We start from the raw sequence: 25,141 nt of genomic DNA on the forward strand, positions 1-25,141 counted from the left end.
CGAGGGAAATGTGCGGCGGGGCCGGTTGGGGAACGGGGCCCGCCGTCCGCCGGGGTGGCGGCTTGTTCGGGGGCACACCGGTCCCGCGTCGGGCGGCGTGGCCGACCGACGTGTCGAGGGGCCAGGTTCACGACGGCCCGGCAGGCGTCGAAGAGGGCATGCGACGGTCTTCCGGTGCACGAGTGTGCCGAGCGTCAGTGCGCCGGGGACGGGCGGCAGCCAGGCCGTGACGATGCGGAGGCCGGGTACGACGGAGGCCCGGAAACGGGCGTCGCCGCACGGCCGGTTCGGGGGCATCACCGGTCTTGCGCCGGACGGCGTGGCCCACCGATCTGCCGAGGGGCCACGTTCACGAGGGCGAACGGCGGCGCCGGTTGGGGAACGGGGCCCGCCGATCCGTGGAGCGCGTGCGTCGGACGGCCTTCCGGCGCACGAGTGCGCCGGGGATGAGCGGCCCCCGGTTCGCGGAGCGCGTGCCTCAGACGACCTTCCAGCGGACGAGTGCGCCGAGCGTCAGTGCGCCCGGTATGAGCGGCAGCCAGACCGTGACGATGCGGAAGCCGAGGACGACGGAGGTGGCCGCCGCGACGGAGGCGCCGGAGGCGACGAGGGCGAAGACGAGTGCGGCGTCGACGGAGCCGAGGCCGCCCGGGGTGGGGAGGGCGGCGGCCGCGATGCTCGCCGCGACGTACGCCACCGCGACATGCCCGATCGGCACCGGCATCGCGAGGGCCATCGACACCGCGACCAGGCCGGCCGCCTGGAGGGCGGGGAAGGCGAGCGCGCCGGCCCACAGTGCCAGTGCCCGCGACGGCCGGGCGTGCAGGGTGCGGGCGTCGGTGAGGGCGGTGGCCAGGAAGGAGCGGATGGCGGTGCGCACCTTCCGTACGGCCAGCAGGCCGATCACCGCCGCCGCGCAGACGGCGGCGATCACGGCGGCGGTCGTGCCCATCGAGAAGGAGACGCCGTTCGGCAGCAGGCCGTGCAGCCGCAGCGCGTGCGGGAAGACGGCGATCAGCAGTACCAGCAGCGCGCCGCGTCCCACGCACTCGGCCAGGAAGTACAGGGCGATGGCCGCCGCCGACCGGGCCGGGGGCAGGCCGCACGCCCGCATGAAGCGGAGGTTGACGGCGCTCGCGCCGATCCCGGCGGGCAGCAGGTGGTTGGCGGCGCCCGCGGCGAACTGCGTGGCCAGCAGGCGTCCGGCGGGGAGCCGTTCGAGGACGACGCCCTGCCGCATCAGGGAGACCGCGACCCAGCCGAGCCCGGTGGCCACCATCGCGGCGACCAGCCAGACGCGGTTGGCGTCGAGGAGCTGCCGCCCGCCGGAGGCGATGAGCGGCCAGTGCAGGACGACCCAGTAGCCGACCAGCACGATGGGGGCCGTGCAGGCGATCTGGCGGACGGGTATTCGCCGCAGGAGGGCTCGGATGTGCTGGATGGTTTTGGCCATGATCTCTTTAGCCCCCGCGCCTCACGCGCCTGTCCGCAGGTACTGTCGTCCCTTCTTGCCCTGCTGACACGTCTTCCGGGTGTCCTCCCGCTGACGTACGGCCGCTGTGCGGATGGCGGAAAGGCGATGCGGGGTGCGGGGCCCGTGCGGCTGCCGGGGCTGCGGCGCCGCGCGTACGCCGCCCCGACCCGGCGCCGATGCCGCCGGCACCGCCGCCGTTCACCCCCCGCGGGCACGCCGGAGGTATGCGCTGCTGCCTGACCGCCGCCCCGGCCCTGCTGACGGCCGCCGCATCCGCGTCGCTGCGGCGGCGGACGGCCTCGTGGCGCCCTCCGCACCCGGACGCCGTGGCGGCCGTCCACCTGGAACTGGTCACGCTCACCGAGGACTCGGCCGTCATCACCTGGTACACGGGTGTGCCCGGCACCGACGACGGCACCGGCGCGATGGTGCCCGCGCCGACGGAGGGGGAGGTCGACTGGGGCACGCACCCGGCGCGCCTGGACCGCACCGCGTACGGGGACGACGGGCCGACCGCCCACCACCATGTCGAGCTGACCGGCCTGGAGCCGGGGCGCACCTACTGGTACCGGGCCCGCTCGCGGGGCACGGCGGCGGCGCCGACACCGCTGCACCTGGTGGGCGGGAACGCCGTGGGCACGTCCCCGTACGGGCTGGGCGACGGCGGCCCGTACGCCTTCACCACGCCGCAACCGCCGCCGGGGAGCTTCCTGCTGGCCGTCGCGCTCTGCAACGACCTGCACCTGGGCGAGGTCAGGGCCGGGCTGGTCGCGGGCATCCCGCTGCTGCGCGGGGTCGGGCAGGACGCGGGCCTGGCACCGTACCCGCAGATCATGGGCCGGGCGCTGGCCGAGGACGCCCGCCTGCGCGGGGCCGACTTCCTGCTGGCGGCCGGTGACCTCACCGCGGGCGGCTCGGCCGCCGACCTGGACGAGGCCAAAGGCATCCTGGACGGCTTCGGCCGGCGGGGCGAGGACTGGTTCGCGGTGCGCGGCAACCACGACCGCGCGGCGGCCCCCGGCGCAGGGCCCTTCGCCGACGGCCCGGGGTGGTTCGACCACGACCTGCACGGACTGCGCGTCATCGGCCTGCACACCTACGACAAACCGGGCAACGGCGGTGACGCGGGCGGCCTCTCGCCCGAGCAGATGTCCTGGCTGCGTGGGCGGCTGCGGGACCACGCCGACCAGCCGACCGTGGTGTTCGGCCACCACCCGCCGGCGGTGCCGGACTCGCCGTTCCCCGTCACCGGCGGGCAGCGGCTCGACCGGCGCCAGGCGCGCGCCCTGCTCGACGGCTACGCGGCGGCCCCCGGCGTTTTCCTCCACCACGCCGGGCACACCCACCGCAACAAGCGCACGGTCCTGCCCGCCGCCCCGGGCGTCACCTTCCAGGAGGTCGGGGCCGTGAAGGAGTACCCCGGCGGCTTCTGCCTGCTGCGTGTGCACACCGGCGGCTACGCCCTGAACTTCTACAAGACCCGCGGTGCGGCCGCCCGCCGCTGGAGCGAGCGCAGCCGCCGGGTCGCGGCGGGGCTGTGGCCGCAGTTCGCGTTCGGCCGCGGGGTCGCGGACCGCAACAGCGTCACCGCGCGCGACCTGTCCGGTGTACGGGCGCCGCGCCGGCGGCGGGCGGCCGCCGTGACGGCCTGAACCCCCGCTCAGCCGCGGAAGGCGCGCCGGTAGGCCTGCGGGCTGGTGCCGACGACGCGCTTGAAGCGCTCGCGGAAGGCGGTGGGGGAGCCGAATCCCGCCTGGACGGCGATGCGGTCCACCGAATGGGACGTGGACTCCAGCAGGTACTGGGCGCGGCGGACCCGGGCGCGGTGCAGCCACTGGAGCGGGGTGGTGCCGGTCTGCTCGCGGAAGCGGCGGTTGAGGGTACGGGCGCTGGTCCCGGCGTGCGCGGCGATGTCCTCCAGGGAGAGCTCGCGGTCGCAGTGCTCCTCCATCCAGCGCAGCAGCGGCTCCATCGTGGCCCCGGCGGGCGTCGGCGGCTGCTCGTGGACGATGAACTGGGCCTGGCCGCCCTCGCGTTCCAGCGGCATGACGGAGAGCCGGGCGGTGTCGGCGGCGACGGCGGAGCCGTGGTCCTTGCGGATCATGTGCAGGCACAGGTCGAGCGCGGCGGCGGCACCCGCCGAGGTGAGGAACTGCCCGTTGTCGACGTACAGGACGTCGGGGTCGACGGTCACCTCCGGGTGGCGGGCGGCCAGTTGGGCCGCCGCCAGCCAGTGGGTCGTCGCCCGCAGCCCGTCCAGCAGCCCGGTGGCGGCGAGGACGAACGCGCCGACGCACACCGACGCGATCCGGGTGCCGTTCGCCGCGGCCTCCCGCAGCGCCCGCAGCACCTCCTCCGGTACCGGCCGCGCGGGGTCCGCGGTGCCGGGCACGATGATCGTGTCGGCCTCGGCGAGGCCCTCCAGCCCGTACGGGGCGCGCAGCGTGAACGGACCCGCGCCCACCTCGGGCGCGGGCGCGCAGATCCGCAGCCGGTAGCCGGGGCGGCCGTCGGGCAACCGGGTACGGGAGAAGACCTCGATCGGGGCCGCCAGGTCGAAGGCGATCACCTGGTCGAGCGCGAGGACGGCGACCGTGTGCATGGCGCGAGTGTAGATGGCCACCGGATTCCGGCCAATGCTGCTGCCAGGTCTGCGTGAAAGATGCCTGGGTTGACGGGCCTGGCGGGAATCCGTTGGGATATGGCAATCACGCCACTTCTGCTCTGCTGTGCGCCGTCCTAGCGTCTGAGGCGTCCGATCAACGTCCACCGCTGTGGAGGGGTGCCGATGCACGCCCGGTTCGTCCAGTACGACGGCTTCGACCCGCTCGCCGTCCTCGCGTCCCACGAGACGCCGGAGGCCGGCGGCGTCGAGGGCCCGCGCCACGTGCCCGGCGGCCTGCGGGGAGCGACCCAGCGGGCCGCCGCGGCCGGCGTGGACGCCACCATCCGCGCGTTCGGCCCGGACGCGCCGTGGAACGCCGGGACGGGGGCCGTCGCCGCCGGGTTCACCCCCGCGCCCGGCCTCGGGCCGCGCGCCGCGCACGCCGTGGACCCCGTCCCGGCCGGCGCCTGAGGACCGGCCCCGTGACCAAGTTCCTTCTCGCGGTGCACGTCCTGGCCGCGATCGTCGCCGTCGGCCCGGTCACCGTGGCCGCCAGTATGTTCCCGCGCATGGCCCGTCAGGCGCCGCGGTCGGCGCCGCTGCTGCACCGCGTCTGCCGGGTGTACGCGGGGTTCGGCACGGCCGTCCCGGTCTTCGGGCTGGCCACGGCCGGGAGCATGGGCGTCCTCGGCGACGCCTGGCTCATCACCTCCATCGCCCTGACGGCCCTGGCCGCCGGCGTGCTCGGCCTGCTGGTGCTGCCCCGGCAGGAAGCGGTGCTCGCCGCGCTCGACGCGGGGACCGACCCGGGCCGGACGGTCGCGCGCCTGGCCATGCTCACCGGCGTCTTCAACCTGCTCTGGGCGACGGTCACCGTGCTGATGATCGTCCGCCCCGGTTCGACGACGGGAGCGTGACCGCCGTGCGCCCGCTGCGGATCGCCTCCGCCGTCGAACTGCTCTCGCTCATCGTGCTGCTCGCCAACCTGGCCACCGTCCACCTGCCGCAGGTCTCGTCGCTCATGGGTCCGGTGCACGGCTGTGCGTACCTCTGGGTCGTGGTGGGCGTGCACCGCGCGGAGGGTTCCGCCGCGGCGGCCCGGGTGCGGGCGCTCGTGCCGGGTGTCGGTGGTGTGCTCGCCCTGCGGAGGCTGTCGATGCCGTGACCGGAACTCCCCGGCGCGTGCCCGGTGGTGGCGTCCTGCCGCCGGTGCGGTCAGGCTTCCGCCATGGAGTCGACGCTCGGCCGGGCCGCCGCCCGCCTCTTCCCCGGCACGCCCGGCCACCACGGGGTGCTGCCGCCGCTGCTGCTCGTCCTGACCTTCGTCACGGGGGTGGTGGACGCGGTCAGTTACCTGGGGCTGGGCCGGGTCTTCGTGGCCAACATGACCGGCAACGTGGTCTTCCTGGGATTCGCCCTGGCCGGGGACCGCGCACTGTCCGCCGCGGCGTCCCTGACCGCGGGGGCGGCGTTCTTCGCGGGGGCGGCCGCGGGCGGGCGGCTGGTGTCGCGGGTCACGCACCCCGTACGGCTGTTCACGCTGCTGGTGGCCGCGCACGCGGTGCTGGTGGCGGCCGCGATGGGCGCCTGCGGCGCGGACGCCTCGCGCTATGTGCCGATCGTGCTGCTCGCGCTGGGGATGGGCCTGCAGAACGCCGTGGTCCGCAAGCTCGCCGTGCCCGACCTGACCACCACGGTGCTCACCCTCACCGTGACCGGGCTCGCGGCGGACCGCCCGGGACCGGCCACCGCGCGCCGGGTGCTGTCGGTGGCGGCCATGTTCGCGGGCGCGCTCGTGGGCGGTGTGCTGCAGATCCGCTGCGGCAACGCCCTCGCGCTCGCCCCGGCGCTGCTGCTGCTCGCCGCCGTCGCGCTCGCGTCCGTGCCCGCGTCGCGGGGGTGAGCCGGACGCCGGGCCGGGGGAAACCCGGCGCCCAGGGCTCTTTCCTCACACCCGCGGCCGTTCCGCCGCACGGGTCGGCTGCCCCGGATCCGGCGTTCCACACCGCACCTGCCGAGCTTGCGCGCCGCCGTTGCGCCGCACGGGCGGAGCCGCCGCCACGCCGGGTGCAGCGCCCCGGGAGCGTCCGCGGCGGCTGGTAGCTTCGCCAGCCTCCGCAGACGGCTCCTCGGGGACGGAGAACTGGGTGACTCAGCGCCGCGACGACACCGGCAACGCACCGGCCGGACCGGGCGAGGTCCCGGCCGGCGCGCACGACGCCACCGGGGCCCTGGGCAGGCGGGGGTTCGTCGCCACGGCCGCGCTGGCCGCCGCGGGGCCCGCCGTCCTCGGTGGAACCGCCCAGGCCGCGGCGCGGGCGCCGCAGCGCGGCACGGTCGCCCGGCTGCTGGACGTGCCCGCTCCGGGTCGCGACGTGCGCTGGATCCGGCAGGCGCTGCAGATCGCGGTGCAATTGGAGCTGTCGACCATCCCGCCCTACCTGTGCGCCTGGTGGTCGGTGAAGGACCGCCGCGGTGAGGCGGCGCGCAGGCTCCGGAGCATCGTCGTGGACGAGATGTTCCACATGGGCCTGGTCTGCAACATGCTCACCGCCGTCGGCGGCCGCCCCTGGATCGCGGGCGCGGTGCCGGCGTACCCGGGGCCGCTGCCGGGCGGGGTCCGCAGCGAGCTGACGGTGTACCTGTCCGGGCTCACCAAGGAGTACGTCCACGACGTGATGATGGGCATCGAGATGCCCGAGAACCCGCTGCTGCGCGCGCTCGGCGGGCCCCCCACCATCGGTGACTTCTACGACGGGCTGCTGGACGCCTTCCGCGACGTCCGGCCCGCGCTCAGCGCGCGCGGCCAGATGACCGAGCGGATCGGCGGCGACGCGCTGCGGCCGATCACCTCGCCGGGGGACGTGGAATGGGCGATCGAGATCATCAAGGAGCAGGGCGAGGGCACGTCCACCTCCCCCCAGGCGCACCTGGCCCATGACGCGATCGGCCACTACTACGCCTTCGCCGAGATCTACCACGGCCGCGCCCTGCGCCGGGTCGGCCCGCTGTGGGCGTTCACCGGCGACCCCGTCCCGTTCCCCGAGGTCCGCCCCATGGGCGTCGTACCGGCCGGCGGCTGGCCCCGCCCGGCGCGCGAACCGGGCCGCCTGCTCCAGCAGTTCGACCTCAGGTTCAGTGACATGCTGCGCAACCTCCAGGCCGCGTGGGGCACGGGTGACGCCCACGCGCTGGACATGGCGGTCAAGGTGATGACGCAACTGCAGGAGCCCGCCGTGGCCCTCATGGACATCCCGCTCCCCGACGGCAGCGGCCGCACCTACGGTCCCCAGTTCCACGTGGTCCATCCCGCGGGCGGCCGCCCCGCCCCCGCCGGCGGTTCTCCGCAGGCCCACTGACCGTCGGACGAAGCGGACAATCCAGGCGTTCGGGGGAAGCGTTCATCGCGCGTTCACCAGTGCGGATGTGACGATGTGACATCCGCCACACAGGTCACGGAGTGTCAGCACGAGCCCGTCGGGGGGCCGGGTGCCCCGGCGCGGGTGCCGTGGTGGAACCTGTGAGGGTCCCGGCCTGATAGGGGGCGGGTGACGGCCTCCGGTCCCGTTGACCAGGGCAGTCAATTTCGGCCATCGGTCGATACGTTCCGGTTCACCGAGAGCACTTCCCCTCACGAAGGGACGTTCGTGACCAAAGTGAAGTTTGTGTTACCCGCGTGAAGGCGTTGTGTTTGATGCCTTAGATTCCTCCGTACCTGAGTCGCTTGCGTCGCTTTTTTGGTCAATCCCGATTGACCCGGTTCGTGTGGGGGCCTTTTTCATGTCGAGTTTCTTGGACTCGTCCTGGTCATGGCTGGTGGAGGCGGTCGGCGAGACGTCCTGGCGGGACGCGATGCCGCTGGGCCTCGCCGGCATCTTCGTGTGGGGACTCTGGCTCTACCGGGCCGTGCTGTCCCGCTTCGCGAGACCCGTGGTGAACAACTTCCGCACCACCACGTCCGTCGTCGTGCCCGCCTACCGGGAGGACCCCGACATCCTCCTGGACTGCCTGGACACCTGGCTGGCGCAGAACCCGACGGAGGTGATCATCGTTCCCGACGTGGAGGACCACGAGGTGCTCCGCCGGCTGTCGCTGGTGACCGACCCCCGGGTCCGCGTGATCGCCTTCGAGCACCGCGGCAAGCGCTCCGCCCTCGGCGTCGGCATACGCGCGGCGAGCGGTGAGGTCGTCGTCCTGGTCGACTCCGACACCCGCTGGGAGCCGGGCCTGCTGGACGCGGTGCAGATGCCGTTCGTCGACCCCGCGGTCGGCGGCGTGGGCACCCAGCAGAACGTGTACCTCCGCGGCTCCAGCGTCTGGCGCCGCATAGCCGACTGGCTGGTCAACCTCCGGTACTACGACTACGTCCCCGCGATGGGCCGGGCCGGAGCCGTCGCCTGCCTCTCCGGGCGCACCGCGGCCTACCGCCGCGCGGCGATCACGCCCGTGCTGACCAACCTCGAGGACGAGTTCTTCCTCGGCCGCCGCTGCATAGCCGGCGACGACGGGCGGCTCACCTGGCTGGTGCTGGCCTCCGGCTACAAGACGGTCCACCAGTCCTCGGCCCGCGCGATATCGATGTTCCCCTCGTCCTTCCGGGCGTTCGTCAAGCAGCGGGTGCGCTGGAGCCGCAACTCCTACCGCTGCTACCTCACGGCCGTGTACAAGGGCTGGCTGTGGCGTCAGCCGCTGGTCACCAAGATCACGGTGCTGCAGATCCTGCTCACCCCGGTCACCATGGGCATGGCCGTCGGCTATCTGGTCTTCAGCCGCCTCGAACTGACCGCCCAGGGCATCGCGCTGGCGGTCATCTGGCTGCTCGTCGGCCGCGGCGTCCGCGGCTACTCGCACCTGCGCCGGCACCCCCAGGAAGTGCTGCTGCTGCCGCTGCTCGCCCTGGTGGTCATCATGATCTCGCTTCCGATCAAGCTGTACGCGTTCGTCACCATGAACAAGCAGGGCTGGCTCACCCGCAGCAGCGACACCATCGGCGGCGAGGGCCAGGACTCCGCATCGCTCGGCACGACGCAGACGACCGCCAATTCCGGCATGGGGGCCTTCCAGTCATGAACCGCCCGACACCCGCGAGGCGCACCCGTCTCGCGCTGCGCCTCGCGGCGGCGCTGCCCCTCTCGGCGCTGCTGCTCGCCCCGGCGGTGCCCGCGCTCGCCGACGACTCCGGTGACACGACCTCGCAGTACACCACCGAGGAGTCCGAGACCCAGACCGCGCTGGCGGCGGGCGAGGACCACCGGCTCGACCAGATCCGCGCGATCGCCGCGGTCGCGCCGCTGAAGGACCTGAAGTACAGCAAGCCGTACCGGCTGGAGACGGCCGGCGGCTACACGCTCGTCCTGACCCGGCGCAGCCAGATCTACACCGTCACCGACCTGCTGAAGCTCGCGCCGCAGACCTTCGTGCGCAAGCCCGACGGCTCGTACCTGCTGACCGAGAACATCTACCTGAACTCCGGCGCGAAGCTGCGGCTGGCCAGCCCCGGCGGGCTGAACCTGCACCTGGCCAGCAGCCGCCTGGGCTTCGTCTCCATCGTCTCCTTCGGTGGCCGGATCATGCTCGACGGCGCCCCGCAGGCACACGTCAAGGTCACCAGCTGGGACCCCCAGAAGAACAAGCCGGACACCGACCCCCGGGACGGCCGGGCCTATGTCCGTGCCATCGGCGGCCAGTTCTCCATGACCTACGCCGACATCTCCGACCTGGGCTTCTGGAGCGGCCGGACCGGCGGGCTCAGCCTCACCGGAACCGACCGCCCCAACACCGGCAGCCTCGACGGCCCGGACTCCACCGACGAGGAGGACACCGGGCAGCTCAGCAGCAGCGGCGTACTGGCCGGACCCGCGGGCAAGCTCACCACGCCGGACAGCCGCTTCAACGTGCCCAAGCTGTCCTTCGTCTCGGCGGACATCAGCCACTCCACCGTGACCGGCAACGCCTACGGGCTCTTCGCCTCCGGCTCCACCGGCGTCACCATCGACAACACGGTCATCCGCAACAGCCTCCAGGACGGGCTGGTGCTGCACCGCTACGTCACCAACGCGGTCGTGGAGAAGACCGAGTCCCGGGACAACGGCGGCGACGGCTTCGTCATGGCCCGCGCCACCCAGCAGGTCCGCGTGACCGGCTCCAAGGCGATCGGCAACGGCGGCAACGGATTCACGATCAGCGGCCAGGCGCTGGCCCACGGCCCCTCCGCCTCCGGCCAGTCCGTCAGCAACTACGGCTCCAACTCCGTGTCCAGCAGCACCGCCAAGGACAACGGCCACTACGGCATCGAGGTCCTCGGCGGCACCGACGTCGGCGTCCAGGACAACACCGTCAACGGCGGCGACATGGGCATCGTGGTCCGCAAGGACGCGGAGAAGGTCGCCGTCACCGGCAACCACCTGATCGGCCAGTCCCGGCAGGGCATCTCGGTGCGCGACGGGGTGACCGGCGCCAAGGTCACCGGCAACATCGTGGAGGACGCCGACACGGCCGTGTACGTGCGCGACTCCGTCGCCGAGCTGCGCGGCAACACCATCGAGAACGCCGGCAACCACGGCATCTCGCTGGTCGGGGACATCGGCGGATCCACGATCTCCTACAACGTGATCGCCGGCGTCGGGCCGAGCGCCATCGACAGCACGCGGTCCAGCGGCGACGTCACCGTCAAGCAGAACCAGACCTTCGCCTGGTACGACACCAGCTCGTTCTGGGTGAAGTTCCGCCACTACGCGAGCCCGATGACCCTGCTGTGGGCGGGCATCCTGCTGCTGATCCTCTTCTCCGCGCTGCTCGGCCAGCGCGGCCGCCGCTCCCGCGGGCAGCTCGGCCGCCACCCGTACCTGGACAAGCGCCCGCTGCCCAAGGACAACGTCCGCGAGATCCGCCTCGCCGGCCAGGACCGGGTCCCGGTGATGGCCGAATGAAGCAGGGAACCCGGTCCATGTGGGTCTCCGGGGCCGCCCTCGTCATCGCCGTCGTGGCGCTGATCGTGGTGCTGGTCTCCGGCGGCGGGGACAACCCGCCCGCGGACAAGACGACCGACACCGCGCACCGCGCCTCGCCGTCCGCCCCGAAGGAGCCGGCCGAGGAGCCGTCGGCGCCCGTCACCGGGCCGCTCGGCGGACCGACACCGTCGTCCTCGCCGCAGACCACCGAGTCCGCCAAGACCTCGGCCGACGCGGTCACCTGCCCGGAGCCCACCGTCCAGGTGGGCGACGCCCACGCACTGGACGATGCCCTGGACAACGCCATGCCCGGCGATGTCATCGGGCTCGCCGACGGCACGTACAAGGACAAGTTCACCGCCGAGACCGCGGGCACCGCCGACCGGCCGATCTGGGTCTGCGGCGGCCCCGGCGCGGTGATCGACGCGGGCGACGTCGAGGGCGGCTACGCCTTCCACCTCGACGGCGCAAGCTACTGGCGGCTGGTCGGCTTCACGGTGCGCAACGGCCAGAAGGGCGTGATGGCCGACAAGGTCGATCACACCGTCATCCAGGGCCTGACCGTGGAGCACATCGGCGACGAGGCCATCCACCTGCGGAACTTCAGCACCGACAACGTCGTCCGCGACAACACCGTCCGCGACACCGGGCTGCGCAAGCCCAAGTTCGGCGAGGGCGTCTACATCGGCAGCGCCGAGTCCAACTGGTGCACGGTCAGCAAGTGCAAGCCGGACAACAGCGACCGCAACGTGGTCGCCGGCAACCACATCAGCGCCACCACCGCCGAGTCGATCGACATCAAGGAAGGCACCACCGGGGGGACCGTCACCCGCAACACCTTCGACGGCTCCGACCTGTCCGGTGACCACAACGACTCCTGGGTCGACGTCAAGGGCAACAACTGGACGATCTCCTTCAACACCGGCAGCCACGCGTCCGCGGACGGCTTCCAGACGCACGAGATCCTCAAGGGCTGGGGCCGCGGCAACACCTTCAAGGGCAACATCGCGCACGTGGACGGCCCGGGCTACGGCTTCAACCTCACACCCGTCAACGGCAACAAGGTGACCTGCGACAACAAGGTCACCGGCGCGGGGAAGGGCCTGACCAACACCGACTGCGCCGCCTGACGCGGCGCGCCGGGCCCGCCCCGCCGCACCCCCGTCCCACCGTCGCGCGGGGCCCGTCCTGGTGACGGGCCGCCGCGGCGGCCCGTCATGCCCGCAACCCGTCCCGAAACGTCCCGGGGGCACCGTGATCCGCGGCGCCCCGCACCACCCCCGACCCGCGAAGACACCGAGAAACCCTGGAGCGATCATGGCAGCCATCACCCTCGCGGAGGACGTCGCCGGCGCCAGAACCGTCGAAGCCGACGGTACGGCCCCCCGCCTCACCGTCATCGGCACCGGGTACCTCGGCGCCACGCACGCCATCTGCATGGCCGTGCTCGGCTTCGACGTGCTGGGTGTGGACGTCGACCCGGTCAAGATCGAGCGGCTCGCCGGGGGCGAGGTGCCCTTCTTCGAGCCCGGCCTGCCCGAACTGCTCGCCAAGGCCCTGGACTCCGGGCGGCTGCGCTTCACCACCAGCTTCGAGGAGGCCGCCGAGTTCGGCGACGTCCACTTCATCTGCGTGGGCACCCCGCAGCAGAAGGGGTCCGACGCGGCCGACATGACCTACGTCGACGGCGCGGTGACCGAACTCGCCCGCCACCTGCGCCGGCGGGCGCTGGTCGTCGGCAAGTCCACCGTCCCCGTGGGCACGGCGGCCCGGCTGACCGAGCTGGTGCGGAACACCGCGCCCGCCGGCTCCGAGGTCGAACTCGCCTGGAACCCCGAGTTCCTGCGCGAGGGCTACGCCGTGGACGACACCCTGCGCCCCGACCGCCTGGTCTTCGGCATCGCCTCCCCCTGGGCCGAGGAGCAGCTGCGCGCCGCCTTCGCCCCGGTGATCGCCCGCGACACCCCGGTGGTCGTCACCGACCTCACCACCGCCGAACTGGTCAAGGTCGCCGCCAACTCCTTCCTCGCCACCAAGATCTCGTACATCAACGCCATGGCCGAGGTCTGCGAGGCCACCGGCGGCGACGTCACCGGCCTCGCCGAGGCGCTGGCCTACGACGACCGGATCGGCGGGCGGTTCCTCAAGCCCGGCCTCGGCTTCGGCGGCGGCTGCCTCCCCAAGGACATCCGGGCCTTCGCGCACCGCGCCGAGGAACTCGGCGTCGGCCAAGCCGTCGCCTTCCTCCGCGAGGTGGACGGCATCAACAAGCGCCGCCGCGCCCGCACCGTCGACCTCGTGCGCGAGATGGCGGGCGGCGACCTCACCGGGGTGCGGGTGACCGCCCTCGGCGCCGCCTTCAAGCCCAACTCCGACGACATCCGCGACGCCCCCGCCCTGGACGTCGCGAGCACCCTGCAGCAGCTCGGCGCCCACGTCACCGTCGTCGACCCCGCCGCCACCGAGAACGCCCGGCGCAGCCACCCGGAGCTGTCCTACGGCACCGACGCCCTGTCCGCGGCGACCGGCGCCGACGTCGTCGTCCTGCTCACCGAGTGGACCGAGTTCCGGCAGATCGACCCCGAGGCGATGGGCGCCGTCGTCGCCTCCCGCCGCATCGTCGACGGCCGGCACGCCCTGGACCCGGTCCAGTGGCGCACCGCCGGCTGGGAGTACCGCGCCCTCGGCCGTCCCTGACATCCCGTCACGCCGGGCCCCCGCGCGGGGGCCCGGCGGAGCGGCCGCGCATCGCGGATCCCACCCCGGGGCTGCCGCTGCGGCCGCAGTGCCGGCCGGTCGCGACCTCGTGCGTGCACGACGCCGCCGGCTGCGAGGCCGTGCCCGCCGAAGTACGGGCCGCCACCGGGGCCGGCATCCCGGCCGACCTTCCTGTCCGTACGGGGGGGCGGGCCGCGAACCGGCGTTCGCGGTCTCCCTGCGTCGGCGCCCGGCGGCCCGACCGGCACGTCCGTTCGGTCCCCGCCGTGCCCGCCGTCGTGGTCTGCGGGTTCCAGGGTGTTCGCCCGGTTCGGCTGCCTCACCGGCGTCCGCGTGTGCCGCGTTGAGCGGCTGGGTCCCGCGGCGGGCGGTGCTGTTCGTCACGACGGGGCTCGGCGGTCCGAGTCGCGTCAAGCTCTCGCGTCGGCACGTCCGTTCGGTCCCGGCCCCGCCGTCGTGGTCTGCGGGTTCCAGGGTGTTCGCCTGCCTCACCGGCGCCCGCGTGTGCCGCGTTGAGCGGCTGGATCCTGCGGTGGGTGGTGCTGTTCGTCGCGACCGGGCTCGGCGGCCCGACCGTGGGCAGGGACGTCAAGGCCCTGCGTGGGCACGTCCGTTCGGGTCCGGCCCCGCCGCTGTGGTCTGCGGGTTCCAGGGTGTTCGTCCGGTTCGGCTGCCTCACCGGCGTCCGCGTGTGCCGCGTTGAGCGGCTGGATCCTGCGGTGGGCGGTGCTGTTCGTCGCGACCGGGCTCGGCGGTCCGAGCCGGGGCAAGGGCGTCAAGCTCCTGCGTCGGCGCGTCCGTTCGGTCCCGGCCCCGCAGCCGTGGGCGGCGGGCCTCCAGGGTGTTCGCCCGGTTCGCGCGCCCCACCGGCGCCCCGCGTTGAGCGGCTGGATCCCGCGGCCGGTGGCGCGGGGCTGTTCCGTGTCGGTGCTCCGCGTGCCGCCGTTCCGCCGTTGCCGCTGCGCCGAGAGGGGAGGGCGGGGCACGCGTGTCCCGGTGAACTCCCGTCTTCTTGATGACCGGTCGGGGCGCCCGTACGCTGCGGTCCTGCTCGCTTCTGATCCGCCGGTGATGGGGAGTTGACGCCTTGTACGGAACGCCGTCCGCACCGCCGACCGACGAGGACGTACTCCGGGCAGTGGAGCGGCACCTGTCCGGGCGGAGCGGCGGCCCCGTCCGTCTCGGCTCACCCGATGCGGTGCGGATCTCCTGGCACTCGCTGCTGGAGTGCCGGATCGTACGGACCACGGAGACACGCGTCGAGAGCACGCGGGTCCACAAGGGCCGCACCGACCTGTCGAAGCGCGCCGTCTACACCGACCTGACGACGTACAAGACCGATCCGCCGCCGGAACCCGGCCGGCCGCGGCGGATCGAGCTCGTCCAGCGGGACTCCGTGCGCGAGCGGGCCTGCGAGTGCGGCAACGGCACGTGGCACTGCAAGCGGTGCGAGGGCCGGGGCGACATCCCCTGCGACACCACCGTCGTCTGCGCCGCCTGCCGCGGCCTGGACCCCTGCACCTCGTGCGAGGGCACCGGCCGTGCCCGGGACCGCGCGTCCGCCCGGGTGCAGGACACGGCTTCGCCCGAGCGCGTGCGCTGCGCCAAGTGCCGCAGCCCGCGCGCCGCCTGCCCCGCGTGTGCGGGCCGCGCCCGTACGGAGTGCCCCAAGTGCCGCGGCGGCGGCTCCGTTCCGTGCCCGCAGTGCAAGGGGTCCGGCACCGTCCCGCACGACGCCTGCGCCGGCACCGGCGTGATCACCACATGGACCGGCGCCGTCATCGAGCAGCGCGACCGCCCCGAGGAGGTGACGCTGCCCGAGCGGCGGCCGCCCGTGTGCGCGCGACGCCGCGCCCGGTCCGCGGGGGCCTGGCGCGAGGCGGTCCTGACCTCGTCCCGGGCCGACCTCCCGGCCGACCTGGAGGACGCGCACCGCGCCGCGATCACCCCCCGGCTGGGCCGCTCCCCGGGCGAGGTCGCCCGCCGGGTCACCATCCGCCACCTGCCCCTGGCCCGGCTCTCCGCCGACCACGAGCCGGACCGGGTCTTCTACGTCTTCCCCGGCCTCACGGACCTGGAGGTCGTCGCGCTCCCGTCCCGGCGGCAGGTGCTGCGGGCGTCCGCGGTGGGGGCGGCGGTGCTGCTGGTGGCCCTGCTGGTGCTGGCGCTGGTCCTGTAGCGCGTCCTGGCGTCTCCCGTCGGGCCGGGGACGTGCCCGGCCCGACGGGGGAGGAACGGGCCCTCGGGGCGGAGGCACGAGCCGGCGGCCGTCCTGGCGCCGGATTCCCGGCCCGTTGTCAGCCCTTGTGCCATTTCTGGTTCGGCTGGCCGTTGCACGTCCAGAGTTGAAGACGCGTGCCAGAAGCGGTTCCCTCGTCCACTACGTCCACGCATTTGTCGGCGTCGGGGTTCACCAGGTCACCCGCGGCGCTGAGCCGGAACTGCTGGGCGGCGCTGCCGTGACAGTTCGCGAGTTGAATGACAGCGCCATTCTCGTGGGATCCCCACGCGACATCCATGCAGAGACCGAGTGAGCGCAGGGTGCCGTCGGAGGCGAATTCCCACTTCTGGTTGGCGTTGCCGTTGCAGTTCCAGATCTGCAGCGGGGTGCCGTCCTTGCCCTTGCCGCTGTTCGCGTCGGTGACGTCGATGCAGAGGTGGGACCCGCTGCCGACCAGGGCCGTGCCGGGCGCGGGAGGCGTGTTTGTGCCACCCCCGGTGCCACCCCCGGTGCCACCGCTGGTGCCACCGGTCGTGCCGCCCGTCGTGCCGCCGCCCGACGAGCCGCCGGTGGTCGTGGAGGGGGTGGTCTTGGTGCCGCCGCCGTGGGCCGAGCCGGACGTCCCGCCCTGCGTGCCGCTCCCGCCGCCGGTGCCGGACTGCTGTCCCGACGTGCCGCTGCCGGCGGGCGGCAGGCCCAGCCCACCGGAACCGCCCCCGACCGTGCCCGCCGCGGCGGACCGCGGCTGTTGGCCGCCCGCCGGCGGCCGGGCCGCCGAGGCCGAGGGGACGGGGCTGCCGGGTGAGGTCACCGCCGGGTCGTGGGTGTCCCCGGAGACCGTGCGGACGGAGGTCGACGCCGGCTCGGAGAACAGGTCTATTCGTGCCAGCAGGGGCACGATCAGGACGGCGGCCACGGCCAGCGCCGCCACCCCGCCGGTGGTGGCCCACACACGCTTGCCGGGCAGCAGCCCGCGCCGTGGCAGGGCTGGGCGCCGGGCGAAGGTCGCGGTGAACCGTGCCGGCTGGTCGTCGCCCGGGTCCGTGGCGGACCCCGGGGACTCGGGATGGGGAACGGACGGCACGTCGCCTCCTTGAAGCCGCGAAGAATTCATCGGAAATGCCCCGAAGGGGCTTGCGGAAAATCCGCCGGCCCGGCCCGGTCCGCTGAGGCGGCGAGGGGGGCAGGGACACGGTAGCGAATTCCGGCCGCTGTACCATCACCGGAGTGAACGGTTGGCCGATTTGCGGCCGCCTTCGCCCCGAGTGCGGTGTACCTCCGTTGACAAGCGCTGATTTAATCTGCGCGACAAACACCGCCGCAAACACTTCGGACTCCTGGGGAGATTGTGAGCCTCGCCGACCATGACCGTGCGGACGACCTGGCCGACACCGTCGCGCTCCTCGTCGCCGAACGGGACAGTCTCCGCCGCTATGTCGCGGGCCTGATAGGACGCGACCCCCACACCGTGGAGGACGTGGTCCAGGAGACCCTGCTCCGGGCCTGGCAGTCCGCGCCGCTCCTGGAGTGGCGCGACCGCCCCATCCGCATGTGGCTGTTCCGGGTCGCCCGCAACCTCGTCGCCGACCGGGTCCGCAGGAACCGGACCGTGCCGGTCGGCGTCACCGCCGAGGACTTCGCCGCGGCCGGCACCGCGTCCGTCCCGGACCACGCGGACGAGGTCGGGGACCGCTGCGTGCTGGTCGCCGCCCTCCACACGCTGGCTCCCGCGCACCGCGAGGCGGTCGCCCGGGTGCACCTGCTCGGCGAGGCCGGCGAGGACGTCGCCCGCCGCCTCGGGGTGCCCCGGGGCACGGTGAAGTCCCGCACCCACCACGGCATACGGGCGCTCCGTGACGAACTGGGCGCACGCGGCTACGGCCGCCCGGCGACGGGCGGCTCCGACGGAAAGGCCGCGGCGTGATGGGCGACGGCGGACTGACCACCTGGTTCGGGCTGGCAGGCGCCGTCATCCTCGTGGTGGCGGTGACGCACTGGCTCGTCCGGCGCGGCGGCGGGTGGAAGGCGCTCCTGCGCCGTACGCGCCACGAAGTGCGGCTCACGGTCCGGGCGTTCACAGGCCCGGTGCGGACCGAGATCCGCTACCGGAGCGGGCTGCGGCTGCTCGTCCGGCTGCTGCGCGACCGGGACCTGTGGGCCGACGCCGAGCGGGCCGTGGTCCTGGCGGGTGACGTGGCCCCGCAGGCCCGCCCGTACGGGGTGCTGGCCGGCCCGGATCTGCTCGGGGTGCTGCTGGCCGCGGGCACGGCGAACGGCTCCCCGGCCCCCGTCCCCCCGAAGCCGTGGGCGGCGGACCCCGCCGACCCCCTGCTGTGGTGGATCTCCCGCACCGACGTGAACGACGCGAGCGGCACGAGCGGTCCCGCCGCTGCGCCGCTGCTGGTCTGCGCGGGCACCGACGGACGGCACGCCGTCCTGCTCGACCTGGCCACCGGCCCCTCCGCGGTCTCCGTGCACGGCGCGCCGCGGGCCTCCCGCGCGGTCCTCCAGGCGCTCGCCGCCCAGCTGGAGGTGCGCCTGCCGGCGGGCACGGTGGCGGTGTCCGGCGGTGTCCACCCGCGTCACCAGGGCCGCCCCGCGGACGAGGTCGTGGACCGGCCCGGCGTCTTCTTCGCGGTCACCGCCGAGCCCCCGGCCCGGCCGCTGCCGGACGGCGTGCGCCTGCTGACCCTCGGGCTCGCCCGCGGCCGGGTGCGGCTGCTGGCCGCCTCCCCGGACGGGATGCTGACCGTCCACGGCGCCCCCGCCGTCGGGCGGATCGACGCCCTGCCGCTGGCGCGCGCGGTGGTGAAGGCGCTGAACGCGCTGCCGCCGCACCCGGCGTCCGGCGGCCCCGGCCCCTACGACGACGAGCCGCCGGTGCAGACCGCGCCCGTGGAGCACCCCGACGTCCTGCCCGCAGGCGTCGCCGCGGCACCCCACGACGACCTGGCCGAGCCCGACTTCGCGCTCGGGGTCACCTCCGACAGCCCTCCGGCCCGGTCCGCCCCGCCGGTCCGGCCGGCCGTCCAGCGCCCGTCCGCCGACACCGGCGAGGACCTGGACGATCTCGCCGAGCCCACGACGTCCGGTATCGCCGGCGTCTCCGCCGCGCCCCCGACGCCCTGACGCACCGACGCACCGACGGGACATCGTGAACCTCACCATCACCACAGTGGACAGCGCGGACGGACTCCGCCGCGACCACCAGCTGCGGCTGCCCGCCGACGCCACCGTCGGGGAGCTCGCCGCCGCCCTGGAGCACGAGGAGCAGCCGGCCGACGGGCACGGGCCGGAGTGGGCGGCCGCCGCCGCCCCCGCCGCCCGCTCCCTGTACGCGGACGGCAGCCGCCTCGACCCCGCCGCGCCGGTCGCCGGCACCGGCGTCCGGGAGGGCAGCCTGCTGGGCCTGGGGGCCCCCGCCGGGACCGCCGACCTGGTGCGCCTGGCCGGCGACGACGAACTGGAACTGGCCGAAGTGCACGTGGTGTCCGGCCCCGGCGCCGGACGCACCTGGCGGCTCGGTCCCGGCAGCCACGAGATCGGCTCCGACCCGCTCTGCGCGATCCGGCTCGACGCCGCGGCCGAGGGCGTGCCCGCCCGCGGTCTGTGGGTGACCGTCGCGGCGGACGGCACCGCCTCCTGGCACCGCACCGGGGAGCCCGGCGGGTCGGTGCGGGCCCGGGTGGCCGCCCCGCCGCCGGACGACGCGGTGACGGCGCTGCGCCGGATCCGGCCGCCGCGCGCGGCCACCGAGCGCACCGGCGCTCCCGGGCAGCCCGTGCCGTGGCCGGCGGGTGAGGACCTGACCGTCGGCGCGGTGCTGCTGCGGCTGAGCGGGCCGGTCGAGCCGGACGCCGCCGTGACGCCCTCGGCGGACGGCTACGGGATCGACTACAACCGCCCGCCGCGGATCGCCCCGCACCTGGACGCCGAGCGGGTCCGGCTGCCGTCGCCGCCGACGCCGCCGAACAAGCGCCCGTTCCCGGCCGTGATGATGCTGTCGCCGGTCATCCTCGGCTTCTTCATGATCAGCGTCTTCAAGTCGTACTACTACCTCGTCTTCATCATGCTCGGCCCGGCGATGCTGGTGACCAACTGGGTGACCGGCCGCCGCACTTCGCGCAGGGACTACGAGGAGGCGGAGCGCCAGTACTCGGCCCGCCGGGCCACGCTGGAGGAGGGCGTCCGGGAGGCCGTCGCCCGGGAGCGCAAGGTGCGCAACGTCACCGGCCCCGACCCGGCCGCGGTCGCGCTGATCGCCACCGGCCCCGGCGGCCGGCTGTGGGAGCGGCGCCGGCACGACCCGGACCACCTGGTGCTCCGGCTGGGCACCGCCGACCAGCCCTCGCTGCGCGAGCTGGAGGACCCCTCCCGCGACGAGAACCACCGCTCGATCCGCTGGAACATCCCGGACACGCCCATCGGCGTCGACATCCCCGCCCACGGCGTCGTCGGCCTCGCCGGCCCGGGTGCCGAGGTGCAGCCGCTGGCCCGCTGGCTGGTGGTGCAGGCGGCCGTCCTGCACAGCCCGCGCGACCTGCGGATCGTCGTCCTCACCGAGCCCGAGCGGGCCGCCGACTGGGCCTGGGTGCGCTGGCTCGCGCATCTGCGGCCCGCGGCCACCGCGGGACCCGTCGTACTGATCGGCAACGACCCGGAGTCCACCACCGCGCGCGTCGGCGAGCTGGTCTCGCAGATCCAGTCGCGCAAGCGGGCGACCGGCACCGACCGCAACGCGGGCATCGGCGGTCCCGACGTGCTGGTCATCGCCGACGGCGCCCGGCGCCTGCGCGACGTGCCCGGCATGGTGCAGGTGCTCACCGAGGGCCCGGGCGTGCGCGTCTTCAGCGTCTGCCTGGACGAGCAGGAGCGGCTGCTGCCCGAGGAGAGCACCGGCGTGGTGCTCGCCGCGGACGGCCGGCTGACCGTCAAGCGCCCCGGCACCCCCGACGTCCCGGCGGTCCGCGCCGACCAGGTCGGGCCGCAGTGGTGCGAGCAACTGGCCCGCGCGCTGGCCCCGGTGCGCGACGTCAGCCCCGAGCACGACGCCGGACTCCCGCAGCGGGTGCGGTTGCTGGACCTGCTGGACCAGGAGCCGCCGAACGCCAGGGCGATCCTGGAGGGCTGGCGGGCGCGGCCCGCGTCCACGTCCTTCGTGATCGGCACCGGCTTCGACGGGCCGCTCTCCCTGGACCTGGTCCAGGACGGCCCGCACGGACTGGTCGCCGGCACCACCGGCTCCGGCAAGTCCGAGCTGCTGCAGACCTTCGTCGCCTCGCTGGCCGCGGCCAACCGCCCCGACGAGCTGACCTTCGTCCTCATCGACTACAAGGGCGGCAGCGCCTTCAAGGAGTGCGCGCACCTCCCGCACACCCTGGGCATGGTCACCGACCTCGACGCCCACCTGGTGGAGCGGGCCCTGGAGTCGCTGAGCGCCGAACTGCGGCGCCGCGAGCACGTGCTCGCGGCCGCCGACGCCAAGGACCACCCGGAGTACCAGGCCAAGCGCGCCGCCGACCCGAGCCTGAAGCCGCTGCCCCGGCTGCTGCTGGTGATCGACGAGTTCGCCACCCTGGTCCGGGAGGTTCCCGACTTCGTTCCCGGCCTCATCAGCATCGCCCAGCGCGGCCGTTCGCTCGGCATCCACCTGATCCTGGCCACCCAGCGTCCGGCCGGTGTGGTGACCGGCGACATCCGCGCCAACACCAACCTGCGGATCGCGCTGCGCGTCACGGACCAGAACGAGAGCCAGGACATCATCGACACCCGGGACGCCGTCGACATCTCGTCGGCCACCCCGGGACGGGCCCTGATCCGCCGCGGCCCGAAGTCGTCCGAGCCGTTCCAGACGGCGTGGGCCGGCGCCGAGCGCCCGCGGCCCAAGGAGGCGGGCGCCGCCCGGCCCGAGGCCGACAAGCGCAGGCCGGTCCACGCGGCGCAGCTGTCCTGGGACGGACTGGGCCGGGCCGCCGCCATGCCCGCGGAGACCGTCGTGGTCTCCGGCGCCCCCCAGGCCCCGGCACCGACCGACCTCCAGGTGCTGGTCTCCGAGATCAGGGCCGCCGCGGACACGCTGGAGGACTTCACCCCGGAGTCCAGCCCGTGGCTGCCGCCCCTGTCGGACCGGGTGCTGCTGGCGGACCTGGAGGCGATGGGCACCACCCGCGAGGGCCGGCTGCTCATCCCGTACGCGCTGGAGGACGTGCCGGCGCTGCAGCAGCGCCGGGTCGCGGTCGCCGACCTCGCCACCTTCGGGCACCTGTACGTCATCGGCTCCCCGCGCTCCGGCCGCACCCAGGTGCTGCGCACCCTGGCCGGTTCCGCGGCCCGCGCGGTGAGCAGCGCGGACGTGCACCTGTACGGCATCGACGCGGGCGGCGGCGGTCTCGCCGCCCTCGCCTCGCTGCCGCACTGCGGCGCCGTGGTCTCCCGGCACGACATGGAACGCCTGGGCCGCCTGCTGCGCCGGCTCAACCAGGAGCTGACGAACCGTCAGGACTTGGCGCAGCAGCACAACGCCACCGGCATCGCCGAACTGCGCCGCCTGCTGCCGCAGGCCGAGCGCCCCGCCCACATCCTGCTGCTCGTGGACGGCTGGGACTCCCTGTCGGCCATCCTGGACGACCACGACCACGGCGCCCTGGTCCAGGAGGTCATCCGGCTGGTGCGCGAGGGCGCCGGCGCGGGCATCCACGTCATCGCCAGCTCCGAGCGCTCCCTGCTGGGCGGCCGGATGGCGGCGCACAACGACCACAAGCTGCTGCTGCGCCAGGGCGACCGCAGCGACTACCAGGCGGTCGGCCTGATGCCCGGCAAGATCCCGTCCAACATCCCGCCCGGGCGCGGCTGGCACGTCCTGACCGGCACCGAGACCCAGGTGGCGCTGCTCGCCGAGGGCGGCGGCACCGAGCAGGCGGAGGCGCTGCGCACCATCGGCGACGAGGCCCGCAAGAGGGACGCCCGCGTGCCGCAGGCCCGCCGGCCGTTCCAGATCGCCTCGCTGCCCCGCTCCGTGGAGTTCTCCGAGACGTACGACAAGGTGCCCGCCGAGTTCCGGCGGCCGCTGTGGGGCCTGCTCGGTGTCGGAGGCGACGCGGGCGAGCCGATCGGCGCCGACCTCGCCGGCTCCTCCTCGGTCTTCGGGGTGCTCGGTCCCGCCGGGTCCGGGCGCAGCAACACCCTCGCCTCGCTGGCGGTCTCACTGCTGGCCGGCGGTACGTCCCTGGTCGTCCTCGCCCCCCGGGAATCGCCGCTGCGCGCGCTCGCCCGGCACGGCACGGTCCGGGTGCTCACCGGCGCCGACCCCTCGGCGGAGGACGTCCGGGCGGCGCTGGACGCGCTCCCCGGGCCGCGGGCGGTCGTCGTCGACGACGCCGACCTGCTGATGAACCCGGCCGCCGACAAGGTCCTCAAGGAGATCGCCCTCTCCGGCCGCGACCAGGGCCTCGGCCTGGTCTACGCCGCCTCGGCGGACGGTCTGCAGGGCGGTATGAGCGGCTGGACGGTCAGTGCCCGCCGGGCCCGCCGCGGCCTGCTGCTCGCCCCCAAGACGATGGCCGAGGGCGACCTGATCGGTGTGCGCCTGACCGGCAGCGTCGTCCGCGGCGTCAGCCACCCCGGCCGCGGCTGGACCGCCGGTCCCGGCGGCACGGTGCTGGCGGTCCAGGTGCCCCTGACCACGCTCCGGGCGGCGGAGTGAGGGCGGCCGCCCCGCACATAGCGGCACAACGGCGAGGGGCCGGACCGGAAGCACGCTTCCGGTCCGGCCCCTCGCCGTTGTGCGACGGTCAGTTGTTGCCCTGGAGGCTGCTGCTGATGCCCTGGTCGAACTGGATCGCGTTCTCCTTGATGCCCTTGAACATCTCGGAGAAGTCGTTGATGCCCTTCACCGCGGCGAGCAGGCTGGTGTCGAAATTGTTGTAGGTGGTCCGGATGACCTCACTGGACTGCTGGAACACCATGCCGTCGTCGACGAGCGCGTTGACCTGGTTGCGCAGGTTGCTCAGGGTCGGGAGCAGGTTCTCGTGCGCGTTGTGGAGGAGGTTCACGACCTCCTCGATCTTGGCGTAGTCGAGGTTGATGCCGTTGTAAGCCATGTCGTCCTGTCTTTCTGGGATGGGGTGGGGGGAAGCCGCAGGGGATGCGGTCAGGCGATGCTCGGCCGGGTTCCGCCGCCGCTGCCACCGCCGGTCGGGCGCGGGGGCGGCTGGTGGCCGCCGCCACCGTCGCCGTCGTCCGGGTCGTTGCCGCCGACCTGCACCCAGTCCGGCTGCTTGCCGTCGGTGCCCTTCGGGCCGCGGGTGTACTCGGTCTTGTCACCGTCGCTGTTGGTGACGACCATGCTCCCGCTGCCGTCCGTGTTGAGGTTGGTCTCCGAATGGACCTTGGACCCGTCGGGGTAGGAGGTGTCCGTCGTGTAACTACGGCCGTCGTTGCTGTAGTTGGTGACGGAGGTGTACGTCTTGCCGTCGTAGGTGACGGTGGACTCCTCCTTGATCACATTGCCCTTGTCGTCCACCGTCAGATGCGTGTGGACCTCGCCGCGCTCGGTCTTGATGTTCTGGTCCAGCGGGGGCTGGCCCGGGTCCGTGGCCGAGCAGAAGTCCGGCATCGAGCCGTCCGGACCGGGCACGCACTGGTCCATGTGCTTCTGCTTGTAGTCCCACAGGTCCTTGTCGCGGTAGTAGTTCTGCAGGGCCAGGTTGCTGCCCGTGATGCCCATGCCCTGGGCCAGTTCCGAGTCGAACGACAAGAACGCCTCGCCGACCGAGCCGAAGGCGCTCGCCAGTTCCTTGATGCCCTTGTCGGCCCGGGTCATCGTGGACTGGGCGTTGTAGTAGAAGCTGCTCAGCGCCGAGGCCAGGCCGGCGTCACCCAGCACCGAGGTGCCGTCGCCCCCACCGAGCTGGGCGAACAGTCCGGTGTCGAAGAGCGGACCGATACCGCTCGCCAGGTGTTCCAGGTCGGTCTTGGCGTCGTTGAGGACGTCGTAGTCGATCTTGAGTTTGTCGGGCAAGAGGGCCTCCCGGTACCCCGTCGAGACTCCGGTCAGCAGGACCACGCGCGACCGGCCCGCCCGGTTCACCACCCGGCGCCGTTGTAACGCAGGTCACGTGAACCGCACCCCGCACTCGTGCGTGGTCGGGGTGAGGGAACCGCCCCCGCCCCGT

The 25,141-nt window shown here is 73.9% G+C and carries 19 protein-coding genes; 14 read left to right on the forward strand and 5 right to left on the reverse strand.

Annotated features, from left to right (window positions below; all coding sequences use genetic code 11):
- Positions 1–478: 478 nt before the first annotated feature.
- Positions 479–1,453 (reverse strand): YbhN family protein, encoded by a 975-nt coding sequence (locus ACIP9H_RS17565; RefSeq protein ID WP_401591705.1) that lies wholly within the window; start codon positions 1,451–1,453, stop codon positions 479–481.
- 245 nt (positions 1,454–1,698) lie between these two features.
- Between ACIP9H_RS17565 and ACIP9H_RS17570 the strand changes: the two genes are divergently transcribed.
- The gene (locus tag ACIP9H_RS17570) at positions 1,699–3,126 is read left to right on the forward strand and encodes a fibronectin type III domain-containing protein (protein WP_401591703.1); all 1,428 of its coding nucleotides are present in this window, start codon (positions 1,699–1,701) and stop codon (positions 3,124–3,126) included.
- Between the two features lie 8 nt (positions 3,127–3,134).
- Here ACIP9H_RS17570 and ACIP9H_RS17575 read toward each other — a convergent pair whose 3' ends face one another.
- Positions 3,135–4,076: a GlxA family transcriptional regulator gene (locus ACIP9H_RS17575; protein WP_401591701.1), complete on the reverse strand. Its 942-nt coding sequence runs from the start codon at positions 4,074–4,076 to the stop codon at positions 3,135–3,137.
- 186 nt (positions 4,077–4,262) lie between these two features.
- On the opposite strand from ACIP9H_RS17575, the gene ACIP9H_RS17580 reads away from it, so the two are divergent.
- The 10 genes from ACIP9H_RS17580 (at position 4,263) to ACIP9H_RS17625 (ending at position 15,926) form a co-directional block, all read left to right on the forward strand.
- Positions 4,263–4,550, forward strand: coding sequence for a hypothetical protein (locus ACIP9H_RS17580; protein ID WP_401591699.1), 288 nt, complete (start codon positions 4,263–4,265; stop codon positions 4,548–4,550).
- Positions 4,551–4,561: 11 nt separating this feature from the next.
- On the forward strand, positions 4,562–4,996 hold the full coding sequence (locus tag ACIP9H_RS17585; RefSeq protein ID WP_401591697.1) for a hypothetical protein: 435 nt from the start codon (positions 4,562–4,564) through the stop codon (positions 4,994–4,996).
- The gene (locus tag ACIP9H_RS17590) at positions 4,993–5,244 is read left to right on the forward strand and encodes a DUF3817 domain-containing protein (RefSeq protein ID WP_401591695.1); all 252 of its coding nucleotides are present in this window, start codon (positions 4,993–4,995) and stop codon (positions 5,242–5,244) included. Before ACIP9H_RS17585 ends, ACIP9H_RS17590 begins: the two co-directional genes overlap by 4 nt.
- A 63-nt stretch (positions 5,245–5,307) precedes the next feature.
- Complete coding sequence (locus ACIP9H_RS17595; RefSeq protein WP_401591693.1) at positions 5,308–5,982, forward strand: YoaK family protein; 675 nt, start codon at positions 5,308–5,310, stop codon at positions 5,980–5,982.
- Positions 5,983–6,226: 244 nt separating this feature from the next.
- Entirely contained in the window at positions 6,227–7,438 is a 1,212-nt protein-coding gene (locus ACIP9H_RS17600; RefSeq protein WP_401591691.1) for a ferritin-like protein, read from the forward strand.
- 421 nt (positions 7,439–7,859) lie between these two features.
- The gene (locus ACIP9H_RS17605; RefSeq protein WP_401591689.1) at positions 7,860–9,149 is read left to right on the forward strand and encodes a glycosyltransferase; all 1,290 of its coding nucleotides are present in this window, start codon (positions 7,860–7,862) and stop codon (positions 9,147–9,149) included.
- Positions 9,146–11,008: a right-handed parallel beta-helix repeat-containing protein gene (locus ACIP9H_RS17610; protein ID WP_401591687.1), complete on the forward strand. Its 1,863-nt coding sequence runs from the start codon at positions 9,146–9,148 to the stop codon at positions 11,006–11,008. The genes ACIP9H_RS17605 and ACIP9H_RS17610 overlap by 4 nt, the downstream gene beginning before the upstream one ends.
- A gap of 17 nt (positions 11,009–11,025) precedes the next feature.
- Positions 11,026–12,159 carry a right-handed parallel beta-helix repeat-containing protein gene (locus ACIP9H_RS17615; protein ID WP_401591685.1) on the forward strand — a complete coding sequence of 378 codons (1,134 nt, stop codon included), beginning with the start codon at positions 11,026–11,028 and terminating at the stop codon, positions 12,157–12,159.
- 187 nt (positions 12,160–12,346) lie between these two features.
- A complete protein-coding gene (locus ACIP9H_RS17620) occupies positions 12,347–13,726 on the forward strand; it encodes a UDP-glucose dehydrogenase family protein (RefSeq protein ID WP_401591683.1) in 1,380 nt (459 codons plus the stop codon).
- Positions 13,727–14,834: 1,108 nt separating this feature from the next.
- Positions 14,835–15,926 carry a hypothetical protein gene (locus ACIP9H_RS17625; RefSeq protein WP_401959680.1) on the forward strand — a complete coding sequence of 364 codons (1,092 nt, stop codon included), beginning with the start codon at positions 14,835–14,837 and terminating at the stop codon, positions 15,924–15,926.
- Between the two features lie 118 nt (positions 15,927–16,044).
- Here ACIP9H_RS17625 and ACIP9H_RS17630 read toward each other — a convergent pair whose 3' ends face one another.
- On the reverse strand, positions 16,045–17,052 hold the full coding sequence (locus ACIP9H_RS17630; protein ID WP_401959681.1) for a ricin-type beta-trefoil lectin domain protein: 1,008 nt from the start codon (positions 17,050–17,052) through the stop codon (positions 16,045–16,047).
- A gap of 264 nt (positions 17,053–17,316) precedes the next feature.
- Between ACIP9H_RS17630 and ACIP9H_RS17635 the strand changes: the two genes are divergently transcribed.
- The 3 genes from ACIP9H_RS17635 to ACIP9H_RS17645 are packed head-to-tail and all read left to right on the forward strand — an operon-like array spanning position 17,317 to position 23,670.
- Positions 17,317–17,892, forward strand: coding sequence for a sigma-70 family RNA polymerase sigma factor (locus tag ACIP9H_RS17635; RefSeq protein WP_401959683.1), 576 nt, complete (start codon positions 17,317–17,319; stop codon positions 17,890–17,892).
- Positions 17,892–19,097, forward strand: a complete 1,206-nt coding sequence (locus ACIP9H_RS17640; protein WP_401959685.1) for a hypothetical protein — start codon at positions 17,892–17,894, stop codon at positions 19,095–19,097. Before ACIP9H_RS17635 ends, ACIP9H_RS17640 begins: the two co-directional genes overlap by 1 nt.
- 25 nt (positions 19,098–19,122) lie before the next feature.
- Positions 19,123–23,670, forward strand: coding sequence for an FtsK/SpoIIIE domain-containing protein (locus tag ACIP9H_RS17645; RefSeq protein WP_401959687.1), 4,548 nt, complete (start codon positions 19,123–19,125; stop codon positions 23,668–23,670).
- 88 nt (positions 23,671–23,758) lie between these two features.
- Here ACIP9H_RS17645 and ACIP9H_RS17650 read toward each other — a convergent pair whose 3' ends face one another.
- Together ACIP9H_RS17650 and ACIP9H_RS17655 are read right to left on the reverse strand one after the other, a co-directional pair.
- Complete coding sequence (locus tag ACIP9H_RS17650; RefSeq protein WP_319663852.1) at positions 23,759–24,067, reverse strand: hypothetical protein; 309 nt, start codon at positions 24,065–24,067, stop codon at positions 23,759–23,761.
- Between the two features lie 50 nt (positions 24,068–24,117).
- Complete coding sequence (locus ACIP9H_RS17655; protein ID WP_401591671.1) at positions 24,118–24,987, reverse strand: hypothetical protein; 870 nt, start codon at positions 24,985–24,987, stop codon at positions 24,118–24,120.
- Between the last annotated feature and the right edge of the window lie 154 nt (positions 24,988–25,141).

Source organism: Streptomyces sp. NPDC088732 (assembly GCF_044751205.1).
GTDB lineage: Bacteria > Actinomycetota > Actinomycetes > Streptomycetales > Streptomycetaceae > Actinacidiphila.